Below are 25,137 nucleotides of genomic sequence, written 5' to 3' on the forward strand. Positions count from 1 at the left end.
AGGACGACACCATGCGTGCTCTTCTGACCTCATTGACGATCCTTTCCGCCATCTCCCTGTCGTCGGCCGCCTTTGCGGCCAGCACCACGACCGGGATCATCCGTGCCTATGACATGAAGGCCATGACCGTGACCTTGAAGAACGGCACCAAATTCATGCTGCCGGCGTCCTTCGACAATCCGGGCCTCAAGGTCGGTGAAAAAGTGACGATCGCCTATGAGACGATGGGCAAGAAGCATCGGGCAACGGCAATCACGCCGGTCATGCACTGATCCCGTTCGCATGAGCGTCCCCGACCGCGGCCAGACGCTTCGGGATCATGCAGAAGCGGGCTGGAACCCATGATGGGTTCCAGCCCGTTTTCGTTGAGCAAGACCAGTGCTATGTGCGCTCACCCTTGTGCGGCGCCAAACGTCTCGAAGACCAGGCCGTCGTCGCTGTCCTTGGCCAGGCTCTTGATCTCGGCGATGCGGGCGCTGACGGCCTGGGCGTCCGAGAAGACAAAGCCTTCCGGCAGGATCAGCACCGCAATCGAGCAGCGCATCAGCGGAAAGACGGTGGTCTCGCCGCTGCGGCCATGGCCGGTCATGTAGCCGGCCTCGCGGTGCTCCGGCGAATAGAGCTGGCGCACGTCGCTGCGGAATTCGCAGAGAACGCGGGTGAGAACGGTCGTCACTTCCTCGCGCGTCCAGCCGCCGACGCCGATGAAGAAATCATCGCCGCCGACATGGCCCAAAAACTTTTCCTCGCCGATGAAGTGGCGGCGCATCAGGGCGGCAAACAGCGAGATCGCCAGGTCGCCCTTCTGGAAGCCGTAGTGATCGTTGAACGGCTTGAAGCTGTCGAAATCGCAATAGCAGAAATAGCGGGCCTCGTCGGCATCGAGCACGGCGCCCTGGACATAATCGCGAATGGCGCGGTTTCCCGGCAGGCCGGTCAAAGGGTTCTGCTCCTGCGCCGTCTTCAGCTGCTTTTCGCTGATGATCTTCAGGAGCGACGACGCCGACAGGATGCCGGCATAGCGCATGTTTTCGGTCAGAATCACGCAATCGCTGCCATCCATACCGGCAAAGATCTTCAGCATCTCATCGGCCGGCGTCTCCAGATCGGCAATCGGCGCCGGGCTGACGAAATGCGAGATATGGCGCTGATAGAGATGGTTCTTCAGGAGATCGCGGCCGAAGGGGTGATAGATCATTTCCTTGACGTGATATTCATGCAGCACGCCGCGCGGTTCGCCATTGGCGTTCAAAACCGGGAAGAAGCTGCGCTGCGGCGAGCGGCGGAACAGTTCGAACACCGAATCCAGATCGTCGTTCTCGCGCAGCGCCGGCACCTGTTCGATCTGCTTGCGGATCAGGATGCTGTCCAGCGAGGTCGATTGGCGCCGCGCGCCGGCGGTCTGTTCCAGATGCGGATAGGCCGGCTGCAGATCGGCGAGATGCACGGTCGGACGGGCGACGAAATAGCCCTGCACGAGATCGCAGCCGAGATCGCGGCAGATGGCAAATTCGGCTTCGGTCTCGACCCCTTCGGCGATCACTCTTGTACCGAGAACATGGGCGGTGTTGACCGTATGGCGCACCATATGGCGTTTGCGCGGGCTGGATTCGATGCCGGAGATGAAATGCCGGTCGATCTTCAGATAGTCCACCGGCTGGTCGCAGAGCAGTTTCAAACCGTTGAAGCCGACACCGAAATCATCGATCGCCAGCTTGAAACCCGCCAGCCGCAGACGTTTTACCAGGCCGGAAAAATCCGGCATCTTGCCGCTGTCGAAGCGTTCCGACAGTTCGAAGCAGATCGACGACGGCGGAATATTCGATCGTTTGAGGTGCTTGCCGAGCCGCTCGACCAGATCGCCTTCGTGGCCGATCAACCGGCTGTCGAAATTGACGAACAGGGTGCGCGCGGAAAAATCCGGCAGGCTGGCAAATCCGGCAAAGGCGCGGGTGTTGATCATATGCTCCAGCGCCAGAAGCTGGCCTGCCTCCTCGGCCTTGTCGAGCAGTTCGATCGGCGACTTGAAGCCCAACCGCTCGAAGCCTCGCATCAGCGTTTCGTAGCCGAACACGGAACCCGTGGCGATTTCGGCGATCGGCTGGAAGGCATTTTCGATCGCGAGCTTGGCCAGCGTGACGATCTGGTCGTTGCCAAAACGGCGCAAAGACAGCATTTCGGCGGGGACGGCGGACATGGGGAGCTCCGGAGGCGATGTAGGATCGCGCGAAGAATCGTTCCACAGGCCTGAATTTTCCGTTTCGCCAACATGACAGTTTGATGAAAGTTCAATGACTGCCGGGAGTTAGCGGCAGGGCGCAATCACCATCTTCCAAACCGTCCTATCCTTTGACGAGAACCCCGAAGGCAATGAGGGCAAGGCCCTGCATGACCAGATCGATCGCCAGGAACAGGCCGAGGATCCACAGGCTGTTGACCGGCCAACCGGCGGCAATGATCAGGCCCGCGAGAAGCGTGACGAGACCGCCGAGCGCGATCCATCCCCAGCCGGCAAGCGCACGCAATTTGAACGCCGTCCAGATCCGGAAGCCTCCGGCGATGATCAGGGCAGCGGCCATCAGCAATGTCAGAGCGGCGGAGGCGAGCAACGGGTTGAGGAACGCAAAGACGCCGGCGACGGTGTAACAGGCGCCGCTGAGTATCCAGTAGAACACGCTTTCCCATTTCTTGACGCGGAAGGCCTGCATCAGGTGCAGCACGCCGCCGATCAGCATGATCATGCCGACATAATAGACGGAGGCGACCGTCGCGGCCATGACATTGCCGAAGGCGATGCCGCCGCCCATGATCAGCGCCACGCCGAGGGCGACGAACCATCCCCACTTTTCCTTCAGCGACGGCCTGAGAGCAATATTGACAGCTTCAACCATGATGCAACCTCCAGATATTTCATCATTTTCATATGTAATCCTGGATAGAATAACAACATTTTAACATGCGCTGCCCGGCTTCAGAATTTCGCATTCAAATCTTCAGCGCCAAGAGCACGGCGCCGCAGCCAACCATGCAGACACCGAGCCAATGGGCGGCAGAGAGCCGCTCGCCGAGGAACAGCACCGCGAACATGGCGACCAGCACGACGCTGAGCTTATCGACCGGCGCGACCTGCGCCGCATTGCCCATTTTCAGCGCCCGGAAATAGCAGAGCCACGACGCCCCCGTCGCCAGCCCCGACAGGACCAGAAACAGCCAGCTTTTGCCAGATACCGTCGAGGGCTCCTGCCAGTTGCCGGTCAGGAACAGCATCAGGGCGATGGCAAACAGGATGACGATGGTGCGGATGAAGGTGGCGAAATCGGAATTGACGTTTTCAATGCCGATCTTGGCGAAGATCGCCGTCAAAGCCGCAAAGGCCGCCGATAGAAGCGCCCATGCCTGCCAGGAGGAAAACAAGGATTTCATGGGCGCGCATCCTCTTGCTCGGCCGCTCGCGACAGCCATTGCCAGTTGAACCCGGGATTGTTTCAGTGGCAAGAAAATCCTTGTCACAGCCTCGATTTTTTATTGATTGATGGATCAATCAAAAATACACTGTCTGTAATAAGGGAGCATTTATGCCAAAAGTCGGAATGGAACCGGTGCGCCGCAAGGCGCTTGTCGATGCGGCGCTGCATGTGATCGGCGATCAGGGTACGCTGTCGGTCACCATGTCCGACATCGCCCGGCAAGCCGGCGTTTCGGCGGCGCTCGCCCATCATTATTTCGGCAGCAAGGAGCAGCTGCTGGTCGAGACGGTGCGCTCCCTTCTGAAGCAGTTGCGCGACGACACGGTGAAGGCTCTGAGCGCCGCCTCAACGCCGCGCGAGCGGCTGTCGGCGATCGTGCGGGTGAGCTTCCAGGCCGACCAGTTTTCGCCGGAGACCATTGCCGCCTGGCTCGCCTTCTACTCCGAAGCGCAACGTTCGGAAGAGACGCGCCGGTTCCTGGTGATCTATGCGCGGCGGCTGCATTCCAATCTGGTTTCCAACCTCAAGCAGCTCTGTGTCGCAGATGATGCGCAGCGCATCGCAGAGGGCACGGCGGCGATGATCGACGGGCTTTATATTCGCCGGGCGCTCGGCTCCTCGCCGGTGACGGCGGACGCTTCGATCGCGCTCACCGACGACTATATCACGCTCAATCTCAATGCCCGCCAGCCACAGGACAATGCCGCATGACCCGGCCGAACATTCTGATCATCATGGTCGACCAGCTGAACGGAAAGTTCTTTCCGGACGGTCCGGCGGACTTCCTGCACGCGCCGCATATGAAGGCGCTGGCCAAGCGCTCGGCACGCTTCCGCAACAACTATACGTCCTCGCCGCTCTGCGCCCCTGCCCGCGCCTCGCTGATGGCCGGGCAATTGCCGAGCCGGACGCAGGTCTATGACAATGCCGCCGAATATGTCTCGTCGATCCCGACCTATGCCCATCACCTGCGCCGCGCTGGTTACTACACAGCGCTGTCAGGCAAGATGCATTTCGTCGGCCCGGACCAGTTGCACGGCTTTGAGGAGCGGCTGACGACGGATATTTATCCCGCCGATTTCGGCTGGACGCCGGATTACCGCAAGCCGGGTGAGCGGATCGACTGGTGGTATCACAATCTCGGCTCCGTCACCGGCGCCGGTATTGCCGAGATCACCAACCAGATGGAATATGACGACGAGGTGGCGTTTCTGGCCAACCAGAAGCTCTACCAGCTCAGCCGCGAACAGGATGACGAGGCGCGCCGCCCCTGGGCGCTCACCGTCTCGTTCACCCATCCGCACGACCCCTATGTGGCGCGCCGCAAATTCTGGGACCTCTACAACGACTGCGACCAGCTGCTTCCCGAGGTCGGCGACATGCCGCTTGCCGAGCAGGACCCGCATTCGCAACGGCTGATCCTTGCCTGCGACTACCGGAATTTTTCGGTCACCGAAGACAATGTCCGTCGTTCGCGGCAGGCCTATTTCGCCAATATTTCCTATCTCGACGAAAAGGTCGGCGAACTCGTCGATACGCTGACCCGCACCCGCATGCTGGATGACACGCTGATCCTGTTCTGCTCGGATCATGGCGACATGCTCGGCGAGCGCGGATTGTGGTTCAAGATGAACTTCTTCGAGGGTTCGGCCCGCGTGCCGCTGATGGTCGCCGGTCCCGGCATCCCCCCCGGTCTGCATCTGGCACCGACCTCCAACCTCGATCTGACGCCGACGCTCTGCGATCTCGCCGGGATTTCGATGGACGAGATCATGCCCTGGACCGACGGCGAAAGCTTGGTGCCGGTGATCAACGGCGCGGAGCGTATTGCGCCGGTGCTGATGGAATATGCCGCAGAGGGCTCCTATGCGCCGCTGGTCGGCATCCGCGAGGGCAAGTGGAAGTACATTCACTGCGCGCTCGATCCGGACCAGCTCTACGATCTCGAGGCCGATCCGCTGGAATTGACCAACCTTGCCACCGTGCCCGCAAATGCGCCGACGCTGCGTGCCTTCCAGGCGATGCGCGACAGCCGCTGGGACATGGAAGCGTTCGATTCCGCCGTGCGCGAAAGCCAGGCGCGGCGCTGGGTGGTCTACGAGGCGCTGAGGAACGGCGCCTATTATCCCTGGGATCACCAGCCGCTGCAAAAAGCATCCGAGCGCTACATGCGCAACCACATGAATCTCGACAATCTCGAAGAGTCCAAACGCTTTCCGCGAGGGGAATAAGATGAAAGCCCAGCCACCAGCCTCCCATTTCATCGACGGCGAATATGTCGAGGATATCAACGGCGCCGCCTTCGACAGCATCTATCCGGCCACCGGCGAAGTGATCGCCCGGCTGCATGCGGCAACCCCTGCCATCGTCGACAAGGCGATCGCCAGCGCCAAACGCGCGCAGGGCGAATGGGCGGCGATGAGCCCGACGGCGCGCGGCCGCATTTTGAAACGCGCCGCCGACATCATGCGCGCGCGCAACCGCGAACTGTCGGAGCTGGAAACGCTCGATACCGGCAAGCCGATCCAGGAAACCATCGTCGCCGATCCGACCTCGGGCGCCGATGCGTTCGAATTCTTCGGCGGCGTCGCGGCAGCGGCCCTCAACGGCGACTATATCCCGCTCGGCGGCGATTTCGCCTTTACCAAGCGGGTGCCGCTCGGTGTCTGCGTCGGCATCGGCGCCTGGAACTATCCGCAGCAGATCGCCTGCTGGAAGGGTGCACCGGCGCTGATATCCGGCAATGCCATGGTGTTCAAGCCGTCGGAAAACACGCCGCTTGGCGCCTTGAAGATCGCCGAAATCCTGTTCGAGGCCGGCCTGCCGAAGGGCCTCTACAATGTCATCCAGGGCGACCGCACCACCGGACCGCTGCTGGTCAACCACAAGGATGTCGCCAAGGTGTCGCTGACCGGCTCGGTCGAGACCGGCCGCAAGGTGGCGGGCGCCGCCGCTTCCCAGCTGAAGCATGTGACGATGGAGCTTGGCGGCAAGTCGCCGCTGATCGTTTTTGACGACGCCGATCTCGAAAGCGCCATCGGCGGCGCCATGCTCGGCAATTTCTATTCGACCGGCCAGGTCTGCTCGAACGGCACCCGCGTCTTCGTCCAGAAGGGCATCAAGCAGAAATTCCTGTCGCGGCTGAAGGAGCGCACCGAAAAGATCATCATCGGCGACCCGATGGTTGAGGAAACCCAGCTCGGCCCGATGGTGTCGCGCGCCCAGCTCGACAAGGTGTTTGCCTATATCGAGAAGGGCAAGGCCGAGGGCGCGACGCTTCTGACCGGCGGCGGCATTCCGAACGATGTGTCCGCCGAAGGCACCTACATCCAGCCGACCGTGTTTGCCGATGTCACCGACGATATGACCATCGCCCGGGAAGAGATTTTCGGGCCGGTGATGTGCGTGCTCGATTTCGACAACGAGGACGAGGTGATCGCACGTGCCAACGGCACCGAGTTCGGGCTTTCGGCCGGTGTCTTCACGTCCGACCTCACCCGCGCCCACCGCGTCGTCGACCGGCTCGAAGCGGGCACGCTGTGGATCAACACCTATAACCTCGCCCCCGTCGAAGTGCCGTTCGGCGGATCCAAGCAGTCCGGTTTCGGGCGCGAAAATTCGCTGGCGGCGCTCAATCACTACACGGAGCTGAAGAGCGTCTACGTCGCGATGAGCCCGGTGCAGGCGCCTTATTGACGGAATCCTGCGGCTGATCTCCCCCCTTGAGGGGGAGATGTCCCGGAGGGACAGAGGGGGGTGGCTCTCCTCGAACTCCGCGCTGGCCCACCCCCCCTCTGTCGGCAACGCCGACATCTCCCCCTCAAGGGGGGAGATGACCGAACCACCGCATGCCGAACCAAAAGAGGCCTATTCCATGCACAGCGCAGATTTCGTCATCATCGGTTCGGGCTCCGCAGGCTCCGCACTCGCATACCGCCTGTCCGAGGACGGCAAGAACACGGTGCTGGTATTGGAGTTCGGCGGCAGCGATTTCGGGCCGTTTATCCAGATGCCGGCAGCGCTGGCCTGGCCGATGAGCATGAGCCGCTACAACTGGGGTTATCTGTCCGAGCCCGAGCCGAACCTCAACAACCGCAGGATCACCGCACCGCGTGGAAAAGTGATCGGCGGGTCGTCGTCGATCAACGGCATGGTCTATGTGCGCGGCTCGATGGAAGACTACAATGAATGGGAAGCGCTTGGCGCCCGTGGCTGGGGCTATGCCGACGTGCTGCCCTATTTCAAGCGGATGGAAAATTCGCATGGCGGCGAGGACGGCTGGCGCGGCACCGACGGGCCGCTGCACGTGCGGCGCGGCTCCTACAAGAACCCGCTGTTCAAGGCCTTCGTCGATGCCGGACAGCAGGCCGGGTTCGAGCTGACCGACGACTATAACGGCTCCAAGCAGGAAGGTTTCGGCCTGATGGAGCAGACCGTTCATAACGGCCGGCGCTGGTCGGCGGCATCGGCTTACCTCAAGCCGGCCTTGAAGCGCCCCAATGTCGAACTCATCCGCTGCTATGCGCGAAAAATCGTCATCGAGAACGGCCGGGCTGTCGGGGTCGAAATCGAGCGCGGCGGCAAGATCGAGGTGGTGAAGGCCAATCGCGAGGTGATCGTCTCGGCCTCCTCGTTCAACTCGCCAAAACTGCTGATGCTGTCGGGCATCGGTCCGGGCGCGCACCTGAAGGAGATGGGCATCGCGGTGAAGGCCGACCGGCCGGGTGTCGGCGCCAACCTTCAGGACCATATGGAATTCTATTTCCAGCAGGTTTCGACCAAACCGGTGTCGCTCTATTCTTGGCTGCCCTGGTTCTGGCAGGGGGTTGCGGGTGCACAATGGCTGTTCACCAAGTCGGGGCTCGGCATTTCCAACCAGTTCGAGGCCTGCGCCTTCCTGCGTTCCGCCCCCGGCATCAAGCAGCCGGATATCCAGTATCACTTCCTGCCGGTGGCAATTTCCTATGACGGCAAGGCGGCGGCAAAGAGCCACGGCTTCCAGGTGCATGTCGGCTACAACCATTCGAAATCGCGTGGCTCGGTGACGCTGCGCTCGCCCGACGTCAAGGCCGATCCGGTCATCCAGTTCAACTATATGAGCCATCCGGAAGACTGGGAAAAATTCCGCCACTGCGTCCGCCTCACCCGCGAGATCTTCGGCCAGCAGGCATTCGACCAGTATCGCGGCCCGGAAATCCAGCCGGGCGAGAGCGTGACGACCGACGACCAGATCGACGCCTTCCTGCGCGAGCATCTGGAAAGCGCCTATCACCCCTGCGGCACCTGCCGGATGGGCGACAAGAACGATCCGATGGCGGTGGTCGACCCGGAAACCCGCGTCATCGGTGTCGATGGGCTGCGCGTGGCCGACTCATCGATCTTCCCGCATGTCACCTATGGCAATCTCAACGGTCCCTCGATCATGACCGGCGAAAAGGCCGCCGATCACATTCTCGGCAAGCAGCCCCTGCCCCGCAGCAATCAGGAACCGTGGATCAACCCGCGCTGGCAGACCAGCGACCGGTGACGGCCTGACGGTGGTCATGAGGGCAGACTTTCAAACGGCAAATGCGCAGGGGTAAGGCGCTGTTGAACCTGCGCAATATCCTGCGCCAGCGACTGGATTTGCACGAATTGCGGCTTTCTGCCTAGAAAACGTGCATTAACCGCGAATGCAACTTATAATTTAATAAATTTTAATCTTCGATTGTTAATTCTGTAGACAGAGCGGACACTTGGCGGCGGCCCATGATGGGACATCGCCCTCTGTTTCCGGTGTCCTGCCCGATCGTCATAACCACCTTGCCAAGGCCCATCATGTCGAATGCCCGCGCCCTCATTGGCGCCGTCATCGCCTGCGGACGCGTGCCTTGCCGGCAACCGAGAAGTAGACCATGACAATCAAATCACGCTTGCTCATCTGCCTGTTTCTGATCGCTCTTTCCATGGTTGTGATGATCGCGACCGCCTTCAACGCGATGACCTCCATTTCCAAGCGCACCGAATCGATCGTCGCCGACCGGCTGGGGCCGGTGGCGCAACTGAAGACCGTCGCCGACATGTATGCGGTCAATATCGTCGATACCGCCCACAAGGTAAGCAGCGGCGCACTCGACTGGGCCGCCGGCGCCAGGGCCGTCGCGGATGCCCTTTTGACCATCGAGGCGAAATGGTTTGCCTATGAGGCAACCAAGCTGACGGAAGCCGAAACAATGCTGGCCGATGCGTTTGATGCTGCAAGGGCAGCCAGCGCTGCAGCGATCCGGAACCTGCAGGATATCATGCAGCAGCGCGATCGCCCCGCCCTCGAACATTTCATCGACACGGAACTGTACACCATCATCGACCCGCTCAGCCTGCGGATCGGCGCGCTGATCGAGCTGCAACTGAACGAGGCCAACCGCGAACTGGTGGCTGCCAGGGCCGAGAAAGACAGCCTCATCCTGTCGAAGGCGGTGATCGCGGCGTTTGCAATGGCGGCGCTCGCGGCGACCGTCTGGTTCGTCATCGCCGGTCTGTTCCGGCCGCTGACGCGGCTGCGCGAAGCCATGCGGCAGCTGGCGGGCGGCAATCTCGATGTCGCGATCTTCGGCGAAGGCCGCCGTGACGAAATCGGCCAGATGGCCGGCGCCATCGCGGTTTTCCGCGACAATGCCCATGATCGCCTGCGTCTTGAGAAGGAGGCAGAGAGCAACCGTTCGCTTTCCGAGCGCGACCGGCAAGAGCGCGAAGCCCAGAAGGCTGCCGAGGCGGCAGAGGTGCAGTCGGCAGTCTCCGCGCTCGCCTTCGGCCTCGACAAGCTGGCGGAAGGCGACCTGACCTATAGGATCGATACGGCCCTTGCCGCCCATCTCGATGCGCTGCGCAGCAATTTCAACAGCTCGGTCGGCAATCTTGAGGATGCGCTGCGATCGGTCGGCGAAACCGCCCGCGGCATCAGCGCCGGTGCGTCCGAAATCCGTGTCGCCGCCGCCGACCTCTCCAAGCGTACCGAACAGCAGGCAGCCTCGGTCGAGGAGACCGCCGCAGCGCTCGACCAGATCTCGGTCACTGTCTCGGATGCCAGCAAGCGGGCCGAGGAAGCAGGCTTGTTGGTGGTGCGGACCCGCAGCGCTGCCGAACGGTCCGGCCAGATCGTCGGCAATGCCATCGATGCGATGAGCGGCATCGAAGCCTCCTCGCGGGAAATCTCCAGCATCATCGGCGTCATCGACGATATCGCCTTCCAGACCAACCTTCTGGCACTGAACGCCGGTGTCGAGGCCGCGCGGGCCGGCGATGCCGGAAAGGGCTTTGCCGTCGTTGCCCAGGAGGTGCGCGAACTGGCCCAGCGCTCGGCCCAGGCTGCCCGGGAGATCAAGACGCTGATTGCCGCTTCCAGCGGACAGGTCAGGTCAGGGGTCTCGCTGGTGCGCGAAACCGGTACGGCACTGGAAGGCATCATCGCCGAGGTCCAGGAAATCAGCACTCATGTGACCGCGATCGTCGAAAGTGCCCGCGAACAGTCCTCCGGCATCAAGCAGATCAACACCGCCGTCAACACCATCGACCAGGGCACGCAACAGAACGCCGCCATGGTCGAGCAATCGACCGCAGCAAGCCACAGCCTTGCCAACGAGGCCGGCGCGCTGACGCAACTCCTGACCCGTTTCAAGACCGGCAGCGGGAGCGCAACCGTGGCACGAGCCAGCACGCAGACCACAAACCGCGCAGCACCGGTGCATGTGGCTCATACGGCCAAGGTTTATGCCGTTGGCGGCAGAGCGCCGGGCGGCGACTGGGTGGAGTTCTAGGCCATCGGTCAGCCTTCAGGTCACCTGCCTTCAAAGAGCCGGGTCTCGTGTCCGGCTTTGTTCAGGCACAGCGATACTGATCACGCAGCGAACGCGATCGTGGCATGGACAAAACCCGTGTAATAAACTATAAAAATCATAGATTTTATGCTTAAAATCGCGAATTCTGGCGCTTTTCTGCGTTTTTTGCCGATCGGAGAGATATTTGCTCTGATCCGCCAACATTAGAAATCCGTTTTTCTGTCTTTTGTCACACATGGCTGCGATATTCCGGGACAACAGAACAGGATATCCTCCCATGACATCCGCATCGCTTGAAAACCGCGCCACAGCGCTCAACAGCCAACTGGAAAATCTCGATCTTTCCGGCCGGCTGGCGCTGATCGCGTCGATCGAGGGCAAATCGGTCTTCACCACCAGCCTCGGCATCGAGGATCAGGTCATTACGGCTGCGATCGGTACCGGCAAACATGGTATCGAGGTTTCGACGCTTCAGACCGGCCGCCTCTTCAACGAGACCGTGGCGCTGATCGACAAGACGGAAGAAACCTATGGCATCCTGATCAAGCGATTCTATCCCGAGCAGGACGATATCGACGCCTATGCCGCCAAGTACGGCTTGAACGGCTTTTACGACAGCATCGAAGCCCGGCATGCCTGTTGCGGCGCGCGCAAGGTGAAGCCTCTTGCGCGTGCACTTGAAGGGGCATCCTTCTGGATCACCGGCCTGCGCCGTGGCCAGTCCGGCAACCGTGCCGACACGCCGTTTGCCGAAGCCGATCTCGACCGTGGCCTGATCAAGATCAACGTGCTGGCCGACTGGGACATCGAAACGATCCGTGCCCATGTCGCTGATGAAGCGATCCCGGTCAATCCGCTGCATGCCCGTGGTTACCCGTCGATCGGCTGCGAGCCCTGCACCCGCGCCATCAAGCCGGGCGAGCCCGAGCGTGCCGGCCGCTGGTGGTGGGAAAACGACGAGACGCGCGAATGCGGCCTGCATGTCGCAGAAACCGCAGCCTCGGCGATCCCGCAAGCATCCTCGATCTCAAGCGTGCCGCTTTCCAGCAACCCTCTTTCCAGCAGCAACGCGCGATAATCCGCGCCGGCTCGCATCACAGACACTCCCGGAGACTTGAAATGCCCACTACTCTTCCGGAAACGGAACTGCACAATCCGCAGACGGCAAAGGCACCGCTCGATCCGCATCTGAAGGCGCTCGAAAACGAAGCGATCCATATCTTTCGCGAGGTGGCCGCCGAGTTCGAAAAGCCGGTGATGCTCTATTCCGTCGGCAAGGATAGTTCCGTGCTGCTGCATCTGGCGCGAAAAGCCTTTTATCCGGGCCGCGTGCCGTTTCCGCTCCTGCATGTGAACACCGGCTGGAAATTTGCCGAGATGATCGCGTTCCGCAACGACATCGTCAAGACATACGATCTCGACTTCATCGAGCACATCAATCCGCGCGGCAAGGCCGAAAACATCACGCCGTTCACCCACGGTTCGGCGCTGTTTACCGACATCATGAAGACCGAGGGCCTGCGCCAGGCGCTGGACGCCGGCGGCTTCGACGCCGCTTTCGGCGGCGCCCGCCGCGACGAGGAAGCCAGCCGCGCCAAGGAACGCATCTATTCGTTCCGCACGCCGGAGCATCGCTGGGATCCGCGCGCCCAGCGTCCCGAACTCTGGAACGTCTATAACGGCATGATCCGCAAGGGCGAAAGCGTGCGCGCCTTCCCGCTGTCGAACTGGACCGAAGTCGATATCTGGCGCTACATCCAGGTGGAAGACATCCCGCTGGTGCCGCTCTACTATGCCAAGGAACGCCCCTATATCGAGCGCGACGGCATGATGATTCTCGCCGAAGATCCGCGGCTGGAATTGCAGCCCGGCGAAACCGTCCAGCACGGTTCGATCCGTTTCCGCACCCTGGGCGACTTTCCGCTGACGGGCGCCATCCCATCCCAGGCCACCAATCTCGAAGAGGTCATTGCCGAACTGGAAATCGCCACGGTTTCCGAACGGCAGGGCCGCGCCATCGACCGCGATCAGTCCGGCTCGATGGAAAAGAAGAAGCGCGAAGGATATTTCTGATGACCGTTTCCGCAATCGCTCAAACGACCGAGGTTTCCACCGGCACGATCACCGCTTTCCCGGCGGTCGAGCCCACGCGCCTGCCGCGCGACACCCGCCCGCTGCGCCTCATCACCTGCGGCAGCGTCGATGACGGCAAGTCCACCCTGATCGGCCGTCTGCTCTGGGATACCAAGGCGGTCAAGGAAGACCAGGCAGCAACGCTGCGCCGTGACAGTGGCAAGCAGAACGATCTCGGCCTGCCCGATTTCGCGCTTCTGCTCGACGGCCTGCAGGCAGAGCGCGAACAGGGCATCACCATCGATGTCGCCTATCGCTATTTCGCCACCGACAAGCGCTCCTTCATCGTCGCCGACACGCCCGGCCACGAGCAGTATACCCGCAACATGGCAACCGGCGCCTCGACCGCCGACCTCGCCGTGCTATTGGTCGATGCCCGCACCGGCCTTTTGGAACAGACCCGCCGCCATGCGACCATCGCCTCGCTGATGGGCATCAAGCAGTTCGTTCTGGCCGTCAACAAGTTCGATCTCGTCGGTTATGACCGCGCCCGTTTCGAGCAGATCACCCACGAATTTCGCGAACTCGCCGTATCGCTCGGCGTGCGCCAGATCACCGCCATCCCGATGTCGGCGCTGAAGGGCGAAAACGTCGTCTATGACGGCAAGGCTTCGATGCCCTGGTACGAGGGCCAGACCTTGGTCGAGGCGCTGGAACTGGCAACCGTCCGCTCCGCCCAAACGGTCGGCTTCCGCCTGCCGGTGCAGCGCGTCTCGCGCCCCGGCGAAAGCTTTCGCGGCTATCAGGGCACGGTTGCCGGCGGTTCCGTCAAGCCCGGCGACAGTGTCGTCATCCTGCCGTCGGGCATGGTTGCCAACGTCACCAAGATCGTCACCTTCGATCTGGTGCGCAACGCCGCCGTTGCCGGCGATGCGATCACCCTCGTGCTCGACCGCCAGGTCGACGTGTCGCGCGGCGACATGATCGTTTCGCTCGAAAGCCAGCCGCAGGTCGGTCTCGATTTCGATGCTCACCTCGTTGCCCTGCAGTCGGAAGGCATTCAGCCGGGCCGGCGCTACTGGCTGAAAAGCGGCTCGCGCCGCCAGCGCGTCACCGCCAACCCGTTCAGCCAGCTTGACCTGAAGACCGGCAATTGGCACCAGCGGACGGGCGTCCTGGCGATGAACGGCATCGGCAAAGTCCATCTTTCCTTCGATGAGAATGCGGTTTTCGACGCCTATGAACAGAACCGCACCACCGGCGCCTTCATCCTGATCGACCCGGACACCAACAACACGGTGGCCGGTGGCATGATCACCGCCAAGCGCTCCTCGGTGACCGGCCTTCGTTCGGACGAGACCCGCGTGGTCCTGTCGCTGCCAGCCGACCTGGCCGACCAGCTGATGGCAACCGAGCTGTTCTCGCGCCGCCGCGACGAAACCGACCTGCTGCGTATGACTGCCAGTGAAGCGTCGCAGATCTTCGAGGATGCCGCCGGCGGCATCTGACATGGTTTGTCTCGCACGCGCCGCCGACAAAAGGTCGATGGCGGCGCTTGCGGCCATTCTCTAACAGGCTAATGAAAAACCCTGAAGATGATGATTTGACGAAAGCCGCACCCCACTCTCCGTCCTCCTCGCCCTTGTGGCGGGGATCCAGCGACCCGACGTCTGTCGGGTCAAAAAACTCTTTCAGCTCAAGGACTTGAGCTGGCTGGATTCCTGTGACGGGCACAGGAATGACGGAGGATTTGGCAATCGCATAATTTCCAAAATGATCTACCAAATGCCGAGAGAATGACTTTATCAGCAGCCTGGAAAAGCGTTGGAAGGATCGATGGCCGCGTAACCTCAGCGGCCGTTGAACCGTTCAATATCTGACGCGATCAGCGCCCCGCCTCGACGATCGCCTTCAGCCGCTCCAGATCGGCTGCCTTCAGCGCATCGTCCTCCAGATCGCGCAGCGGCTTGAACCAAGCGGCGGCTTCGCTCAGCGGTTCGGCATAGGGTGCCGGGTATCCGCCGAGGCCAAGCACCCATTCGCGCACGGTTTCGCGCTCCATGCGGCCTGCCTTGTAGCGGTCGTGGATGCTGGTCACGGAAGCGATCAGGTCGTCTATCTTTTTCAAGTCATGTCCTCAAACGGCGTTGTGCGCGACAGCCATAACATGCCGGTGGCTGTGGCCAGAAACATCTTGCTCACGCCAGGAGCAGTGCCGTGCCGTACATGCCGGCGGCAAACACCGTGTGCGAGAGAAAATTCAGCAAACGCACCTTGTTGGCATTCGGCAGTTTCGAGGCGGCCCAGCCGATACCGAGGCCCGGCTGCAGCAGGAACCAGCCGGCGCCGATGGTGACGATGCCGACGATCCAGGCCGGCAGGAAGGTCGGTGCTGCCAGCCATAAAGGCCCGGTGAAGGCGACCAGCAGGATGCCATAGGCGATGCCGACGGCATAATGGCTGATCCAGCCGAGCGCCTGCTCGTGGGCATAGGGCTCGGCCGTGCCGATATCGTCGTGAAAGACTTTTCCGGTGCGCAAATGCCAGAACCAGCGCCCGACCGGCGCCCAGTTCGGCTTGCTCTGGCCAGCCACCAGAAACAGTAGCAAAGCCCAGACATCCATCAGCACGGTGCCGCCAACGCCGATTGCCACGCTGCGCCATAAAATATCGAACATCGCGGAAATTCCTGCTGAGAAGCCGGGTGACCGCCAGGACAGCGGGCGCGGGAGATGACGGGGGCTGCAACACTGCAGAGATCAGCCGTTGTAATTCACATTTCGTTTTTCGGTCAAGCAAGACTGCGGTCCGATACAGGAGAGAGCGCCGGTCCGGGGACGAGAGGCCGGATCCAGCCGCCTTGCCGGTGCAAACGCAGGTGCGCAGGTCATCAGCCGGTAACCATCTCTTTCATTTCCCGCCCTGACGGCGGTCGAAATACGGCGGATGCCGTATGTCCCTTGGACGCTGACCGGCCTAGGCACGGATTCTTCCTGCGCATGCAGCGAAGACACGCTCCGTTTGGAGCCTGTCAGCACTAAAGGAGACAGATCATGAAGTTCATTTTTGCCGTTGCGGTATCGTGCACCCTGGCCGGTACGGCATTTGCCGCCACCGCGCCCTCGCCCATGAAGAAGCTATCCGTTGTGACGAATCAGGCGGGGTTTGAAGTCGCTTACGGCGCCGCTCGGCAGAACGCATTCGGCACCTCCAAGGGCAAAGACGGCGGGCCCGGGAGCGGCAAGTCGCCCCATTGGGGCTGAACCAGCCCCTCCCCTCGGTCACAGGCTGGGGGGAGGACTTATCTGCGGTGGGGATGCTTCGCGCCCGCTTAGGGGTTCGGATTCCATTCGTTACTTGAATAAGGGTGTAAGCACCCTTCCAAGGTCAGGAGGCGAAAGACTGGCGACCCCTCTCAGGACGTTAGCAAGCTCGTATGCCTTTTTTCCTGTTGATCTCGCGGCTTCCTGCACATCGAAAGGATTTCCTTCGAAGTGGCTGACGTGCCGAGCATCAGCTGCTCTCGCCTCATACTCATTAAGAAAGCTCATCAACCGATAAGCGATCTTCGAATCAATTGAATTCCACTCGATGTCGTGCGGGTAAACCGGAGGCTCTGGCAGGCTGATGATAAGCGGAGATTTCGTTTGGCCATAATGAGCATCTGCCGCTTCAATTATCTCAGCGCACCTGATCGCGTAAGCTTCCAGCGCGGATGTCACCCTCATGCAGAGATAGGTCTTGTCGCGTTTTGAACGCGAGTTAAATCGGACGATGTCACCGATCCAAGTAAGCGCCGAAGATGCGAACGCGGAAATCACTCCTGTCCCTACCACCGCCGTCACGATCTCTCTTGTCGTCCAAATCGCGTCGACCATACGAACCCTTAAGTTATCTATGGGATGTTCCATGACGACGCGTCGCCGTCAACATAATCCGTCTCGACGCCACTTCGCGCCCTAGGGTTGAGTTGAAACTTCACAATCTAAGATCAAGAAAAGTACTATCCCTACAGCCGAAAAAAATATCTGTCGGGATTTCTGTCGGGTACTTGAGATTATTCTAATGTTAAGATCGGGAAATTCTTTCAGAACCCATGATTGTCGGGGGTTCAAGCTGGTCGGAGTGAGAGGATTCGAACCTCCGACCCCGTCGTCCCGAACGACGTGCGCTACCAGGCTGCGCTACACTCCGTGACCAGCGGCGCCTCTATAGAACAGCATTTTCCTTTCCACAAGGCGCAATTGTGAAAAATCGGCAAGCGGCCTGAAAACAACAGGATAAGTCGCGCGACAACACCGGAACCGGCACCGTCCGGCATCTTCCGCCAGCCCGTAATACGACCGCCCCGTCGCCGCTTTCACCGGATTTCCGCAGCCATCCGCCGCCGCTGCTGGGGCCTTTCGGCAACGCTTGCAAATTTATGCGCATGACCGCGCATATAAGTCGTTGCGCCGATTTTCTTTCAATCGGTTTAGCGCTAGAGGCTGAGGCGACAAGCCTTGGCTGCCAGCGCTTTGCGCCGCCGGGGCGACCGATGTTTCAGAACCAAAGCCAAAGGACGTGACCAGATGAATTTCCGCTTGATGACTGTGGCTGGCCTTGCGCTGGCGCTTGCCGGCTGCACCACCGTGGGCCCGGCCCGCAATGCCGTCGAAGCCCGCTGGAAGGGACAGCCCGCCGGCGTCTTCTTCGCCGCCTTCGGCCCGCCGCAGTCGGACGTCTCCAGCGGCGACATGACGGTCTATTCCTGGAAGGGCGGCTACAAGAAGCGGACGATCGCGGCGCAATATGCCGAAGGCGAAAACGGCAAGAAGGGCAAGAAGACCGCCTCAGCCCGCACCGAATTCCTCTCCTGCTCCGTCCAGCTCAACGTCTCCTCCGACTACGTCATCCGCTCGATCACGGTACTCGGCGACGTCAAGAAATCCTCCGGCCCGAGCTGGTGCGAGGAGTTTTTGGCGGGCGACCAGGCGAAGTAAGGTTTTTGGCCACGGACTGTGCTGATACAACAAAGCCCGCCGATCTTCACCGGCGGGCTTTGTTTTGAGGCATTTAATGAGATTCAGCTATTATCCTCAACGGGCGCAACGGGGCCATTTTTCTTGATCGAATCGATGGCATTCTGAGCACTCGCCTTGCTGGAATAACCTTCGGTCGCAAACATCACTTCGTTGTTGTATTTGAAGCGAACACGAAATTCGCCAGCCTTGTCTTTGTAGATTTCAAACTTGTGAGCCATGTGCTCCCCCTCTTATCAGCGTGAATCAAGCCAGCTTAACGTGGCAGCCGCGACCGGCGTTGGCAAGTTTGAACCTGATGTAAAGCGAACGGCGCGCCGGCGAAAATCGGCGAGTTTCTCTTTTTGGGCCGCCAGACCAACGCGCTATCTTCTGCAACGTTTCTAAGGGGCAGGCATAGCCCGCTCAATGTTCATCTAGAGGATCCACAAAGCGCTTCGCGCCGTTGCGCGCAATATCATCGAGGACGCTCAACAGCGCTTGGCGACAGCACGCAAGCTGGATCCTCACGCCTTCGCCCAGGTGCCTGACGACGTGCTCGATCAGCTTTATACGGCGACACAGACCGCCAAGGCTCTTGTCGATGTTCCCGGCACGAAGATCAGCTTCAGCTTTTCAAGCGAGGTGACTGTAAACGGGCTTCGCGTGCCGGACGCGGACGATTGAACACGCAGTATGATTAAATGATAAAGCCCGCCGATCATCTCGGCGGGCTTTTGTTGTGTCCGGACAGGCTGGCAAGCCTCTGTCCGGTTCCAATTCCTAGCTTAGCAGCAAAGCGGCGGGTGAAGTATCCAGCTCCAATCACCATGCCGAAGATTACGACAGCGCAACGCTTTGTTCAAGAACCGAAAACAGACGGGTCGGTAAAATCGGCGAGCTTCCCATTTGGCTACATTGCGATATGGATTCCAAGGAAGTTATCGAACCTGGGGGATTCATGCGGCACTACAGATTGAAGCAGATCACGTATTTCGACGGCGTTGCGCTTGGAATGTTCATTGCAACGCTTGGATTCTTGATCCTTTTTGCAATGCTAGATTTCCCTATGGAAAATTCCGCATGGATCGGAATGCTTGGAAGTTTTGTCGTCGCACTTTTTTCTATCGCAGCTGCGTTCCTCGCGCTGCGCGGCAACAGGCTCCAGATCATTCAATCAAACGACATTGAGAACGAACGTCGATACAATAAGCTGGTCGCCGCCCGTGCAGTATTGCCAGCGATCCTTTCCGAGCTATCGAATGTTGCCCGCAACAACTTAATGCTCCGATTTCATCCCGGCCATACTCCCATAGGCTTTCACACCCCGGCACCTACTGCATTCCAGCCATTGCCTGACTCCATTATACCTGGGCTCAAGGAGTGCATTGAACATGCCGATGGGGTCTCTCAAGAGCGACTCGCCAATATCCTCAAGCACTTTCAGGTGCAGCAGGCCCGTCAATCGAATGTGGGTGTAGGCACGATACATCCGTATGTGACTGGGTTCACGGCGACAACCCATGACGCAATATTCGATGCTATTGGTTGGGCGGTTGTCTATGGGCTCGTTGGTGAAGCATTTTCATACGCTAGAGGAACTGAAGCGTCTATTCCGCCTAGGCTCTCCCCGGATTCAGTGCAAGGCGCCCTTGCATCGGCAGGTGTGGTTACGGGCATGTATCCCAACTTAGATGCCATTCTGCTTCATCACATAACCGAAAATCGGTTAGAGCGACAATGGTGAAGAAATAACCTATGCATAAACCCGACCTGCAATCAATTACGACCAGTAGTTGCTAGGAGGCATCCGGGAGTGAGCCTGTAACTACTTTGTCGGGTTCTTGTAATACCTATTGGTCACGGAAAAAGCTTTTCGAGTAATAGCGAGATTATCTTCACAAGATCAGGGAAAGTGGAAAAGATTCCATACACGTAGATGACAAAAACCCAGCCCCCGGCGAATAGTAGAGAGGTGTTGAACATGAAACAAATACATCTAACTTCGAACTTCACTCGACGAGGTTTGTATTTTCCAGCTTCACTTTTATTTCTACGACGGAAAATATAGCGCTTGTAAAAAAGTTGGAAACCTCTCGGCCATCCTGCGCCGTAGAGTCGTAACCCGGTTAGAAAAACCGCCACGCCAAAGTATATTGCAAGGGCGCAAAACGCGCCGTTGATTAGGAATTGCTCTTTTAAATCGATGCTGATTCCAGCAACCGAAATTTTTCTTTCGGCGCTATCAATGATGCTTAGCACAGATGCGATGATTGAAAAGAGAACAGCCTTTTGGCCTTCCTTCTCAAAATCAGCCTCGAGTGACGCGGACAAAGCCGCATTTCTTTTTAGTCGATACATGAATCACCGAACAAACACTGGCGTTCTCGGATCGTCGTGAGCCGAGTAACCGATGAGAAGCCCATGCGTATCATCCACCAACATGTAACACTTAGAATCTTCTGATATAAGATAAGTATATGATAAACAAGGATAAATCAGATGTGGCTGGGGCGCCTGGATTCGAACCAGGGGTGCCGGTACCAAAAACCAGTGCCTTACCACTTGGCTACGCCCCAACGCTTGGCGCGAACACATTGCCCTGCCAAATCGAGAGCCGGTTTAGCAAAGCCGCACGTCTGCGACAATGTTTAAGTTTGAGTTTTGCGTGGATTTTTTTGCGTAATTGTGGAGGCTGAGGCTGGCATACCCCCTCTGTCCCTTCGGGACATCTCCCCCACAAGGGGGGAGATTGGCCGTGATCCCCCAGCTCCCCGTTCCATTGGCATTGGTGCGACGAGAGAAACGGATGATCTCCCCCCTTGTGGGGGAGATGTCACGCAGTGACAGAGGGGGGTGAAAGCGGCAAACACTGGGCAAGGTGATAAGCCAAGGCCCTTCACATCCCCCTTCCCGCCCTCTAGTCTCCATGCAAACCCGGAGACCCCCATGAGCATTTTTCGTGCCCGACCGCCTGCCAAGCCGACCGTTCTTCTCGATGACGATGTTGTCAGGATTACCCGCTGGGATTTCGAGCCGGGGGCGGATACCGGGCATCATGTGCATGGCATGGGCTATGTGGTCATCCCGATGACCGATTGCCGGTTTCTCCTGGAGGAGCCGGGCGGCGAGAGGCGGGTGGATATCGTCAAGGGGCAGGCCTACCGGCGCGAGGCCGGCGTCGAGCACAATGTCGTCAATGCCGGCAAGGACTTCATGTCGTTCATCGAAGTCGAGTACAAGTGAAGAGACGGCGCATGGACGGTCCGGATTTCGACCTCGACTTCAAGCCCGCCCATGGCGATGCGGTGACGGTGGCAGACGGCGTTCAACGCATCACCGTCAACAATCCCGGCCCCTTCACCTTCCACGGCACCAACAGCTACATCGTCGGCGGCCCATCGGTTGCGGTGATTGATCCGGGGCCGGAGGACGAAGCGCATTTCCAGGCGCTGCTGACGGCGCTGAAGGGCCGCAAGGTCACCCATATTGCCGTCAGCCACACCCACCGCGACCACTCGCCGCTCGCCCGGCGGCTGAAGGCGGAAACCGGCGCGCTGATCGTCGCCGAAGGGCCGCACCGGGCGGCGCGGCTGCTGCATTCAGGCGAGATCAATCCGTTCGCCGAAAGCTCGGACATGGATTTCATGCCCGACATCGCGCTTGCCGATGGCGACAGAGTCGAAGGCGACGGCTGGTCGCTGACCGCGCTTCTGACGCCCGGCCATACCGCAAACCATGCGGCTTTCGCGCTCAGTGGCCCTCAAGAGACCGGCATCGTCTTTTCCGCCGATCATGTCATGGCCTGGGCGACCTCGATCGTCGCGCCGCCGGATGGATCGATGACCGATTACATGGCCTCGCTGGAAAAGCTGCTTGGCCGCGACGACCGGCTCTACCTGCCCGGCCATGGCGGCCCGGTACAGCAACCCGCGGCATTTCTGCGCGGCCTGCGCGCCCACCGGCGGATGCGCGAGCGCGCCGTTCTGGAGCGGGTGCGGGCCGGCGACAGCCATATTGCGGAGATGGTCAAGGTGATCTACGCAACCACCGATCCAAGACTGCATGGCGCTGCCGCTTTGTCGGTGTTTGCCCATCTGGAAGACCTGATCGAGCGTGGCCAGGTCGAGACCGATGGAGCGCCTTCGCTCACCGGCGCTTTTCGCCTTGCACCCGGCGGGGCAAGCTGATGCAGCCGAGACCGGCCTATAGTTACCGCAGCGATCCGTCCGTGCGCGATTTTGCCGACGATCATCCGATCATCGTCTTCGATGGCGAATGTATCTTCTGCTCGGGCTGGGTGAATTTCGTTCTGCGCCATGACCGGCAGGGCCGTTACCGTTTCATCACCGCGCAATCGGCGCTCGGCGCGGCGCTCTACCGGCACTATGGCCTCGACAGCCGCGACTACGAAACCAATATCCTGATCGAGGGCGGCATCGCCTATCTGAAATCCGAGGGGTCGTTGCGCATGGCGGCCGGGCTCGGCTTTCCGTGGAGGCTTGCAAGCGCCCTGCGCATCATTCCGAAAAGCATCCGCGATCCGCTCTACGAACTGGTGGCGCGCAACCGCTACCGGATCGCCGGCCGCCGCAACACCTGCTTCGTGCCGAAGCCGGAGCACCGCGCCCGGTTCATCGCATGAGTTGCCGGCGTCTTCGGCTTTCGCATCGAGATCACCAGTCCACCGGCTGGCCGGATCGTTTGCCATAGCGGCTGGCTTCGTCCGGGCTCCGGCTGAACCGCTCGGCGCTGCCGTCCAGAAATGTCCGGGGCCGGGCGCCGTACTGGAAGGTTACGAGCAGAATGACGTCCAACCAGAATCTGAGGAGCGTCGTCATTGTCATCGTCCTTTTCAAATCCAACGATGGCTGAGTATGATCCCGCTTGCCGGCCGGCGACAAACGAGCTTAATGTCGCCTTCGAATGACTTGAGGTTATGCGATGAAGCGCGGACGTTTACCCCTGACCGCCCTGCGCAGTTTCGAAGCGGCGGGAAGGCTGGAGAGTTTTACGCTGGCGGCGGACGAACTGTTCGTCTCGCAAGCGGCCATCAGCCGCCAAGTGCGCGAACTGGAGGCGCTGCTTGGTACTGCCTTGTTCACGCGGCATCATCGCCAAGTGCGCCTGAGCACTGAGGGTGCCAGGCTGCTCGAAACGCTGGCTTCCGCCTTTGACGGCATCGATGCGCGGCTGGAGGAAATCCGGGCGTCGAAGGCTCCTGCGCTTTTGACCATCGATGCCGAACCGGCATTTGCCAGTTGCTGGCTGGTGCCACATCTCGCCGGTTTTCGGGCGCTGCATCCGCAAATCGATGTTTCGGTGGAATCCGAGGCCCGGCTCGTCGAGTTTCGGGGCAGTGCGACGGAACTCGCTATCCGCCACAGCGCCAAGGCAACCGCCTGGCCACGTTCCGAGGCCCGCAAGCTGTGTGAGGTCGCGATGATACCGGTCCTGTCGCCAGCAATCCTGACCGGGCAGCCGCTTCTGACACCGCAGGACCTTTTATCCTACGCCCTGCTACACGAGGAAAACCGTGATGTCTGGACCCGCTGGTTTGCGGCAGCCGGGCTGACACCCGGCACAGAGGCGATGCGCGGCCCGATCTTTGCCGATTGTGCGCTTGCCCTGCAGGCAGCGATGCGCGGCCATGGGATTGCACTGGTCGATACCATTCTGGCGCAGGACGACCTTGACGCCGGGCGCGCCGTGCAGCCGTTCGATCTATCGATTCCGCACGGAGCCTATTTTCTGGTGGCGCGCGACTTCGCCCAGCTTTCGCCGGAAGCTCTGGCTTTTGTCGCGTGGATTACCGATTGCTTTGCCCAGGCGTCCGGCTGACGGCACGGGATCAATCCCCGGCGATCCCGAGCAATTCCGCATCGAGCGCATGCAAAAACTGGTCGGCGAAGCCGGCACCCAGGCCGAGATCGTGGGCGCCGTAACGCGAGGCGACGCGCATGTCGACGAAGGTGGTTTCAGCCTCTTCGCGCAGCCGGATCAGCACATCAAAACGCAAGCCGACGATCAGCGTGCGCCATTCGCCCTGAAGCAGGATATCGGAGGACCGCCGGCCCGGCGGCATTTCGCCCGTGACCACCTCCGGACGCGACAGCGGGATCGGCACATCATCGGGGTCGCTGTCGGCCGGGGCCGCGTCCGCAGGCTTGACCGCCATGTCTTCAAGGTCGGCCTCGGCATTTTCGACGCCTTCCTGCGCGACGATGGTGATGCCATTCTGCTCCGCCACGATCTTCACGCCCTGAAATACCCGGTCGAGCGCGCCATCGTAGCGGCGGCCGGTCAACCCCGGATAGGCGATGATCTGTGCTTCCCGGTCGGCCGGCGTCACTTCGGGTGACCGCTTCAGCCAGCCCTGTGCCGCATCCGGCGGCTTGATCCAGGGTGGCGGCGTGACAGTGTCGGTGCTGACATCATAGATTGCCGGCTTGGAGAAATATTCTCCGACCACAAAGACGGCGGCAGCGATCGGAACAGTTGCGTAGACAAGCGCCGCGAACGCGGCAATGCCGCCGACGGCAGCGACCTGCCAGAACCGGACGAAGCCGGCGATCGCCAGTATCACCGCAAGAACCGCCAGCCCCGCCGACAGCACAACAAGCGCCACGAAATGCGGCGTAACCAGCGGGCCGAACCGATGCGCCAGCAAGGCGCCGATAAACAGACCGAAGGCCAAGCGGGCGATCCGCCGCGCCCAGCGGGCGGCAACAGATGTCGGGCGCTCATACTTGATCATCATCTGGCAGAATCAATCCCTTGGCC

General features: G+C 60.4%; 27 protein-coding genes and 2 tRNA genes. 17 read left to right on the plus strand and 12 right to left on the minus strand.

Annotated features, from left to right (window positions below):
- Nucleotides 1-11: 11 nt before the first annotated feature.
- The gene (locus ACP7BS_RS05385; protein WP_426236744.1) at nucleotides 12-272 is read left to right on the plus strand and encodes a DUF1344 domain-containing protein; all 261 of its coding nucleotides are present in this window, start codon (nucleotides 12-14) and stop codon (nucleotides 270-272) included.
- Nucleotides 273-391: 119 nt separating this feature from the next.
- Here ACP7BS_RS05385 and ACP7BS_RS05390 read toward each other — a convergent pair whose 3' ends face one another.
- The 3 genes from ACP7BS_RS05390 to ACP7BS_RS05400 all read right to left on the minus strand — a co-directional run bounded on the left by ACP7BS_RS05390 (nucleotide 392) and on the right by ACP7BS_RS05400 (nucleotide 3,423).
- Nucleotides 392-2,197: a GGDEF domain-containing protein gene (locus ACP7BS_RS05390; protein ID WP_426236746.1), complete on the minus strand. Its 1,806-nt coding sequence runs from the start codon at nucleotides 2,195-2,197 to the stop codon at nucleotides 392-394.
- Between the two features lie 145 nt (nucleotides 2,198-2,342).
- A complete protein-coding gene (locus ACP7BS_RS05395; RefSeq protein WP_426236748.1) occupies nucleotides 2,343-2,891 on the minus strand; it encodes an HdeD family acid-resistance protein in 549 nt (182 codons plus the stop codon).
- 94 nt (nucleotides 2,892-2,985) lie between these two features.
- Complete coding sequence (locus tag ACP7BS_RS05400; RefSeq protein ID WP_426228771.1) at nucleotides 2,986-3,423, minus strand: EamA family transporter; 438 nt, start codon at nucleotides 3,421-3,423, stop codon at nucleotides 2,986-2,988.
- 152 nt (nucleotides 3,424-3,575) lie between these two features.
- Between ACP7BS_RS05400 and betI the strand changes: the two genes are divergently transcribed.
- The 8 genes from betI to cysN all read left to right on the plus strand — a co-directional run bounded on the left by betI (nucleotide 3,576) and on the right by cysN (nucleotide 14,862).
- A complete protein-coding gene (gene betI / locus ACP7BS_RS05405) occupies nucleotides 3,576-4,178 on the plus strand; it encodes a transcriptional regulator BetI (RefSeq protein ID WP_426236750.1) in 603 nt (200 codons plus the stop codon).
- Nucleotides 4,175-5,698 carry a choline-sulfatase gene (betC, locus tag ACP7BS_RS05410; RefSeq protein ID WP_426236752.1) on the plus strand — a complete coding sequence of 508 codons (1,524 nt, stop codon included), beginning with the start codon at nucleotides 4,175-4,177 and terminating at the stop codon, nucleotides 5,696-5,698. Before betI ends, betC begins: the two co-directional genes overlap by 4 nt.
- A gap of 1 nt (nucleotide 5,699) precedes the next feature.
- Nucleotides 5,700-7,163 carry a betaine-aldehyde dehydrogenase gene (betB, locus tag ACP7BS_RS05415; RefSeq protein ID WP_426236754.1) on the plus strand — a complete coding sequence of 488 codons (1,464 nt, stop codon included), beginning with the start codon at nucleotides 5,700-5,702 and terminating at the stop codon, nucleotides 7,161-7,163.
- 178 nt (nucleotides 7,164-7,341) lie between these two features.
- On the plus strand, nucleotides 7,342-8,994 hold the full coding sequence (betA, locus tag ACP7BS_RS05420) for a choline dehydrogenase (RefSeq protein ID WP_426237448.1): 1,653 nt from the start codon (nucleotides 7,342-7,344) through the stop codon (nucleotides 8,992-8,994).
- Nucleotides 8,995-9,361: 367 nt separating this feature from the next.
- The gene (locus ACP7BS_RS05425; RefSeq protein WP_426236756.1) at nucleotides 9,362-11,260 is read left to right on the plus strand and encodes a methyl-accepting chemotaxis protein; all 1,899 of its coding nucleotides are present in this window, start codon (nucleotides 9,362-9,364) and stop codon (nucleotides 11,258-11,260) included.
- 298 nt (nucleotides 11,261-11,558) lie between these two features.
- Nucleotides 11,559-12,359, plus strand: a complete 801-nt coding sequence (locus ACP7BS_RS05430; RefSeq protein WP_426236758.1) for a phosphoadenylyl-sulfate reductase — start codon at nucleotides 11,559-11,561, stop codon at nucleotides 12,357-12,359.
- Nucleotides 12,360-12,400: 41 nt separating this feature from the next.
- The gene (gene cysD, locus ACP7BS_RS05435; protein WP_426236760.1) at nucleotides 12,401-13,354 is read left to right on the plus strand and encodes a sulfate adenylyltransferase subunit CysD; all 954 of its coding nucleotides are present in this window, start codon (nucleotides 12,401-12,403) and stop codon (nucleotides 13,352-13,354) included.
- Nucleotides 13,354-14,862, plus strand: a complete 1,509-nt coding sequence (cysN, locus tag ACP7BS_RS05440; RefSeq protein ID WP_426236762.1) for a sulfate adenylyltransferase subunit CysN — start codon at nucleotides 13,354-13,356, stop codon at nucleotides 14,860-14,862. Before cysD ends, cysN begins: the two co-directional genes overlap by 1 nt.
- Nucleotides 14,863-15,239: 377 nt before the next feature.
- On the opposite strand, the gene ACP7BS_RS05445 is transcribed toward cysN, so the two are convergent.
- Both ACP7BS_RS05445 and ACP7BS_RS05450 read right to left on the minus strand, forming a co-directional pair.
- Entirely contained in the window at nucleotides 15,240-15,482 is a 243-nt protein-coding gene (locus tag ACP7BS_RS05445) for a hypothetical protein (RefSeq protein ID WP_426236764.1), read from the minus strand.
- 70 nt (nucleotides 15,483-15,552) lie between these two features.
- Nucleotides 15,553-16,032: a DUF2938 domain-containing protein gene (locus ACP7BS_RS05450; RefSeq protein WP_426236766.1), complete on the minus strand. Its 480-nt coding sequence runs from the start codon at nucleotides 16,030-16,032 to the stop codon at nucleotides 15,553-15,555.
- A 375-nt stretch (nucleotides 16,033-16,407) separates the two neighbouring features.
- Between ACP7BS_RS05450 and ACP7BS_RS05455 the strand changes: the two genes are divergently transcribed.
- Complete coding sequence (locus tag ACP7BS_RS05455; protein ID WP_426236768.1) at nucleotides 16,408-16,617, plus strand: hypothetical protein; 210 nt, start codon at nucleotides 16,408-16,410, stop codon at nucleotides 16,615-16,617.
- Between the two features lie 90 nt (nucleotides 16,618-16,707).
- Here ACP7BS_RS05455 and ACP7BS_RS05460 read toward each other — a convergent pair whose 3' ends face one another.
- Entirely contained in the window at nucleotides 16,708-17,232 is a 525-nt protein-coding gene (locus ACP7BS_RS05460) for a hypothetical protein (RefSeq protein ID WP_426236770.1), read from the minus strand.
- A gap of 239 nt (nucleotides 17,233-17,471) precedes the next feature.
- Nucleotides 17,472-17,548, minus strand: a tRNA-Pro gene (locus tag ACP7BS_RS05465).
- Between the two features lie 377 nt (nucleotides 17,549-17,925).
- On the opposite strand from ACP7BS_RS05465, the gene ACP7BS_RS05470 reads away from it, so the two are divergent.
- The gene (locus ACP7BS_RS05470; protein ID WP_426236772.1) at nucleotides 17,926-18,336 is read left to right on the plus strand and encodes a hypothetical protein; all 411 of its coding nucleotides are present in this window, start codon (nucleotides 17,926-17,928) and stop codon (nucleotides 18,334-18,336) included.
- 83 nt (nucleotides 18,337-18,419) lie between these two features.
- On the opposite strand, the gene ACP7BS_RS05475 is transcribed toward ACP7BS_RS05470, so the two are convergent.
- Complete coding sequence (locus tag ACP7BS_RS05475) at nucleotides 18,420-18,596, minus strand: YegP family protein (RefSeq protein ID WP_113316089.1); 177 nt, start codon at nucleotides 18,594-18,596, stop codon at nucleotides 18,420-18,422.
- A 259-nt stretch (nucleotides 18,597-18,855) separates the two neighbouring features.
- Between ACP7BS_RS05475 and ACP7BS_RS05480 the strand changes: the two genes are divergently transcribed.
- Entirely contained in the window at nucleotides 18,856-19,041 is a 186-nt protein-coding gene (locus tag ACP7BS_RS05480; protein ID WP_426236774.1) for a hypothetical protein, read from the plus strand.
- Between the two features lie 238 nt (nucleotides 19,042-19,279).
- Nucleotides 19,280-20,101, plus strand: a complete 822-nt coding sequence (locus ACP7BS_RS05485) for a hypothetical protein (protein ID WP_426236775.1) — start codon at nucleotides 19,280-19,282, stop codon at nucleotides 20,099-20,101.
- Nucleotides 20,102-20,214: 113 nt separating this feature from the next.
- Here the strand turns inward: ACP7BS_RS05485 and ACP7BS_RS05490 are convergent, their stop codons facing one another.
- Complete coding sequence (locus ACP7BS_RS05490) at nucleotides 20,215-20,688, minus strand: hypothetical protein (protein WP_426236777.1); 474 nt, start codon at nucleotides 20,686-20,688, stop codon at nucleotides 20,215-20,217.
- 171 nt (nucleotides 20,689-20,859) lie between these two features.
- Nucleotides 20,860-20,933 (minus strand) — tRNA-Gln (locus tag ACP7BS_RS05495).
- 370 nt (nucleotides 20,934-21,303) lie between these two features.
- On the opposite strand from ACP7BS_RS05495, the gene ACP7BS_RS05500 reads away from it, so the two are divergent.
- Genes ACP7BS_RS05500 through ACP7BS_RS05510 form a run of 3 tightly spaced genes read left to right on the plus strand, consistent with a single transcriptional unit; the run spans nucleotide 21,304 to nucleotide 22,999 of the window.
- Nucleotides 21,304-21,600: a cupin domain-containing protein gene (locus ACP7BS_RS05500; RefSeq protein ID WP_426236779.1), complete on the plus strand. Its 297-nt coding sequence runs from the start codon at nucleotides 21,304-21,306 to the stop codon at nucleotides 21,598-21,600.
- An 11-nt stretch (nucleotides 21,601-21,611) separates the two neighbouring features.
- Complete coding sequence (locus ACP7BS_RS05505; RefSeq protein WP_426236781.1) at nucleotides 21,612-22,544, plus strand: MBL fold metallo-hydrolase; 933 nt, start codon at nucleotides 21,612-21,614, stop codon at nucleotides 22,542-22,544.
- Nucleotides 22,544-22,999 carry a thiol-disulfide oxidoreductase DCC family protein gene (locus ACP7BS_RS05510; RefSeq protein ID WP_426236783.1) on the plus strand — a complete coding sequence of 152 codons (456 nt, stop codon included), beginning with the start codon at nucleotides 22,544-22,546 and terminating at the stop codon, nucleotides 22,997-22,999. Before ACP7BS_RS05505 ends, ACP7BS_RS05510 begins: the two co-directional genes overlap by 1 nt.
- A gap of 31 nt (nucleotides 23,000-23,030) precedes the next feature.
- Here the strand turns inward: ACP7BS_RS05510 and ACP7BS_RS05515 are convergent, their stop codons facing one another.
- On the minus strand, nucleotides 23,031-23,195 hold the full coding sequence (locus ACP7BS_RS05515; protein WP_426236785.1) for a hypothetical protein: 165 nt from the start codon (nucleotides 23,193-23,195) through the stop codon (nucleotides 23,031-23,033).
- Nucleotides 23,196-23,298: 103 nt separating this feature from the next.
- On the opposite strand from ACP7BS_RS05515, the gene ACP7BS_RS05520 reads away from it, so the two are divergent.
- Entirely contained in the window at nucleotides 23,299-24,195 is an 897-nt protein-coding gene (locus ACP7BS_RS05520; protein ID WP_426236787.1) for a LysR substrate-binding domain-containing protein, read from the plus strand.
- A gap of 10 nt (nucleotides 24,196-24,205) precedes the next feature.
- Here ACP7BS_RS05520 and ACP7BS_RS05525 read toward each other — a convergent pair whose 3' ends face one another.
- Nucleotides 24,206-25,114, minus strand: a complete 909-nt coding sequence (locus tag ACP7BS_RS05525; RefSeq protein ID WP_426236789.1) for a DUF1499 domain-containing protein — start codon at nucleotides 25,112-25,114, stop codon at nucleotides 24,206-24,208.
- Between the last annotated feature and the right edge of the window lie 23 nt (nucleotides 25,115-25,137).

Source organism: Pararhizobium sp. DWP1-1-3, from assembly GCF_049896125.1.
Lineage (GTDB): Bacteria > Pseudomonadota > Alphaproteobacteria > Rhizobiales > Rhizobiaceae > Pararhizobium.

Bases quoted from the DNA above. Each gene is read 5' to 3' on its own strand.
- ACP7BS_RS05385 (WP_426236744.1), top strand. From the start codon at position 12: ATGCGTGCTCTTCTGACCTCATTGACGATCCTTTCCGCCATCTCCCTG.
- ACP7BS_RS05390 (WP_426236746.1), bottom strand. From the start codon at position 2,197: ATGTCCGCCGTCCCCGCCGAAATGCTGTCTTTGCGCCGTTTTGGCAAC.
- ACP7BS_RS05395 (WP_426236748.1), bottom strand. From the start codon at position 2,891: ATGGTTGAAGCTGTCAATATTGCTCTCAGGCCGTCGCTGAAGGAAAAG.
- ACP7BS_RS05400 (WP_426228771.1), bottom strand. From the start codon at position 3,423: ATGAAATCCTTGTTTTCCTCCTGGCAGGCATGGGCGCTTCTATCGGCG.
- betI (WP_426236750.1), top strand. From the start codon at position 3,576: ATGCCAAAAGTCGGAATGGAACCGGTGCGCCGCAAGGCGCTTGTCGAT.
- betC (WP_426236752.1), top strand. From the start codon at position 4,175: ATGACCCGGCCGAACATTCTGATCATCATGGTCGACCAGCTGAACGGA.
- betB (WP_426236754.1), top strand. From the start codon at position 5,700: ATGAAAGCCCAGCCACCAGCCTCCCATTTCATCGACGGCGAATATGTC.
- betA (WP_426237448.1), top strand. From the start codon at position 7,342: ATGCACAGCGCAGATTTCGTCATCATCGGTTCGGGCTCCGCAGGCTCC.
- ACP7BS_RS05425 (WP_426236756.1), top strand. From the start codon at position 9,362: ATGACAATCAAATCACGCTTGCTCATCTGCCTGTTTCTGATCGCTCTT.
- ACP7BS_RS05430 (WP_426236758.1), top strand. From the start codon at position 11,559: ATGACATCCGCATCGCTTGAAAACCGCGCCACAGCGCTCAACAGCCAA.
- cysD (WP_426236760.1), top strand. From the start codon at position 12,401: ATGCCCACTACTCTTCCGGAAACGGAACTGCACAATCCGCAGACGGCA.
- cysN (WP_426236762.1), top strand. From the start codon at position 13,354: ATGACCGTTTCCGCAATCGCTCAAACGACCGAGGTTTCCACCGGCACG.
- ACP7BS_RS05450 (WP_426236766.1), bottom strand. From the start codon at position 16,032: ATGTTCGATATTTTATGGCGCAGCGTGGCAATCGGCGTTGGCGGCACC.
- ACP7BS_RS05455 (WP_426236768.1), top strand. From the start codon at position 16,408: ATGAAGTTCATTTTTGCCGTTGCGGTATCGTGCACCCTGGCCGGTACG.
- ACP7BS_RS05460 (WP_426236770.1), bottom strand. From the start codon at position 17,232: ATGGTCGACGCGATTTGGACGACAAGAGAGATCGTGACGGCGGTGGTA.
- ACP7BS_RS05470 (WP_426236772.1), top strand. From the start codon at position 17,926: ATGAATTTCCGCTTGATGACTGTGGCTGGCCTTGCGCTGGCGCTTGCC.
- ACP7BS_RS05475 (WP_113316089.1), bottom strand. From the start codon at position 18,596: ATGGCTCACAAGTTTGAAATCTACAAAGACAAGGCTGGCGAATTTCGT.
- ACP7BS_RS05485 (WP_426236775.1), top strand. From the start codon at position 19,280: ATGGATTCCAAGGAAGTTATCGAACCTGGGGGATTCATGCGGCACTAC.
- ACP7BS_RS05500 (WP_426236779.1), top strand. From the start codon at position 21,304: ATGAGCATTTTTCGTGCCCGACCGCCTGCCAAGCCGACCGTTCTTCTC.
- ACP7BS_RS05505 (WP_426236781.1), top strand. From the start codon at position 21,612: ATGGACGGTCCGGATTTCGACCTCGACTTCAAGCCCGCCCATGGCGAT.
- ACP7BS_RS05510 (WP_426236783.1), top strand. From the start codon at position 22,544: ATGCAGCCGAGACCGGCCTATAGTTACCGCAGCGATCCGTCCGTGCGC.
- ACP7BS_RS05515 (WP_426236785.1), bottom strand. From the start codon at position 23,195: ATGACGACGCTCCTCAGATTCTGGTTGGACGTCATTCTGCTCGTAACC.
- ACP7BS_RS05520 (WP_426236787.1), top strand. From the start codon at position 23,299: ATGAAGCGCGGACGTTTACCCCTGACCGCCCTGCGCAGTTTCGAAGCG.
- ACP7BS_RS05525 (WP_426236789.1), bottom strand. From the start codon at position 25,114: ATGATGATCAAGTATGAGCGCCCGACATCTGTTGCCGCCCGCTGGGCG.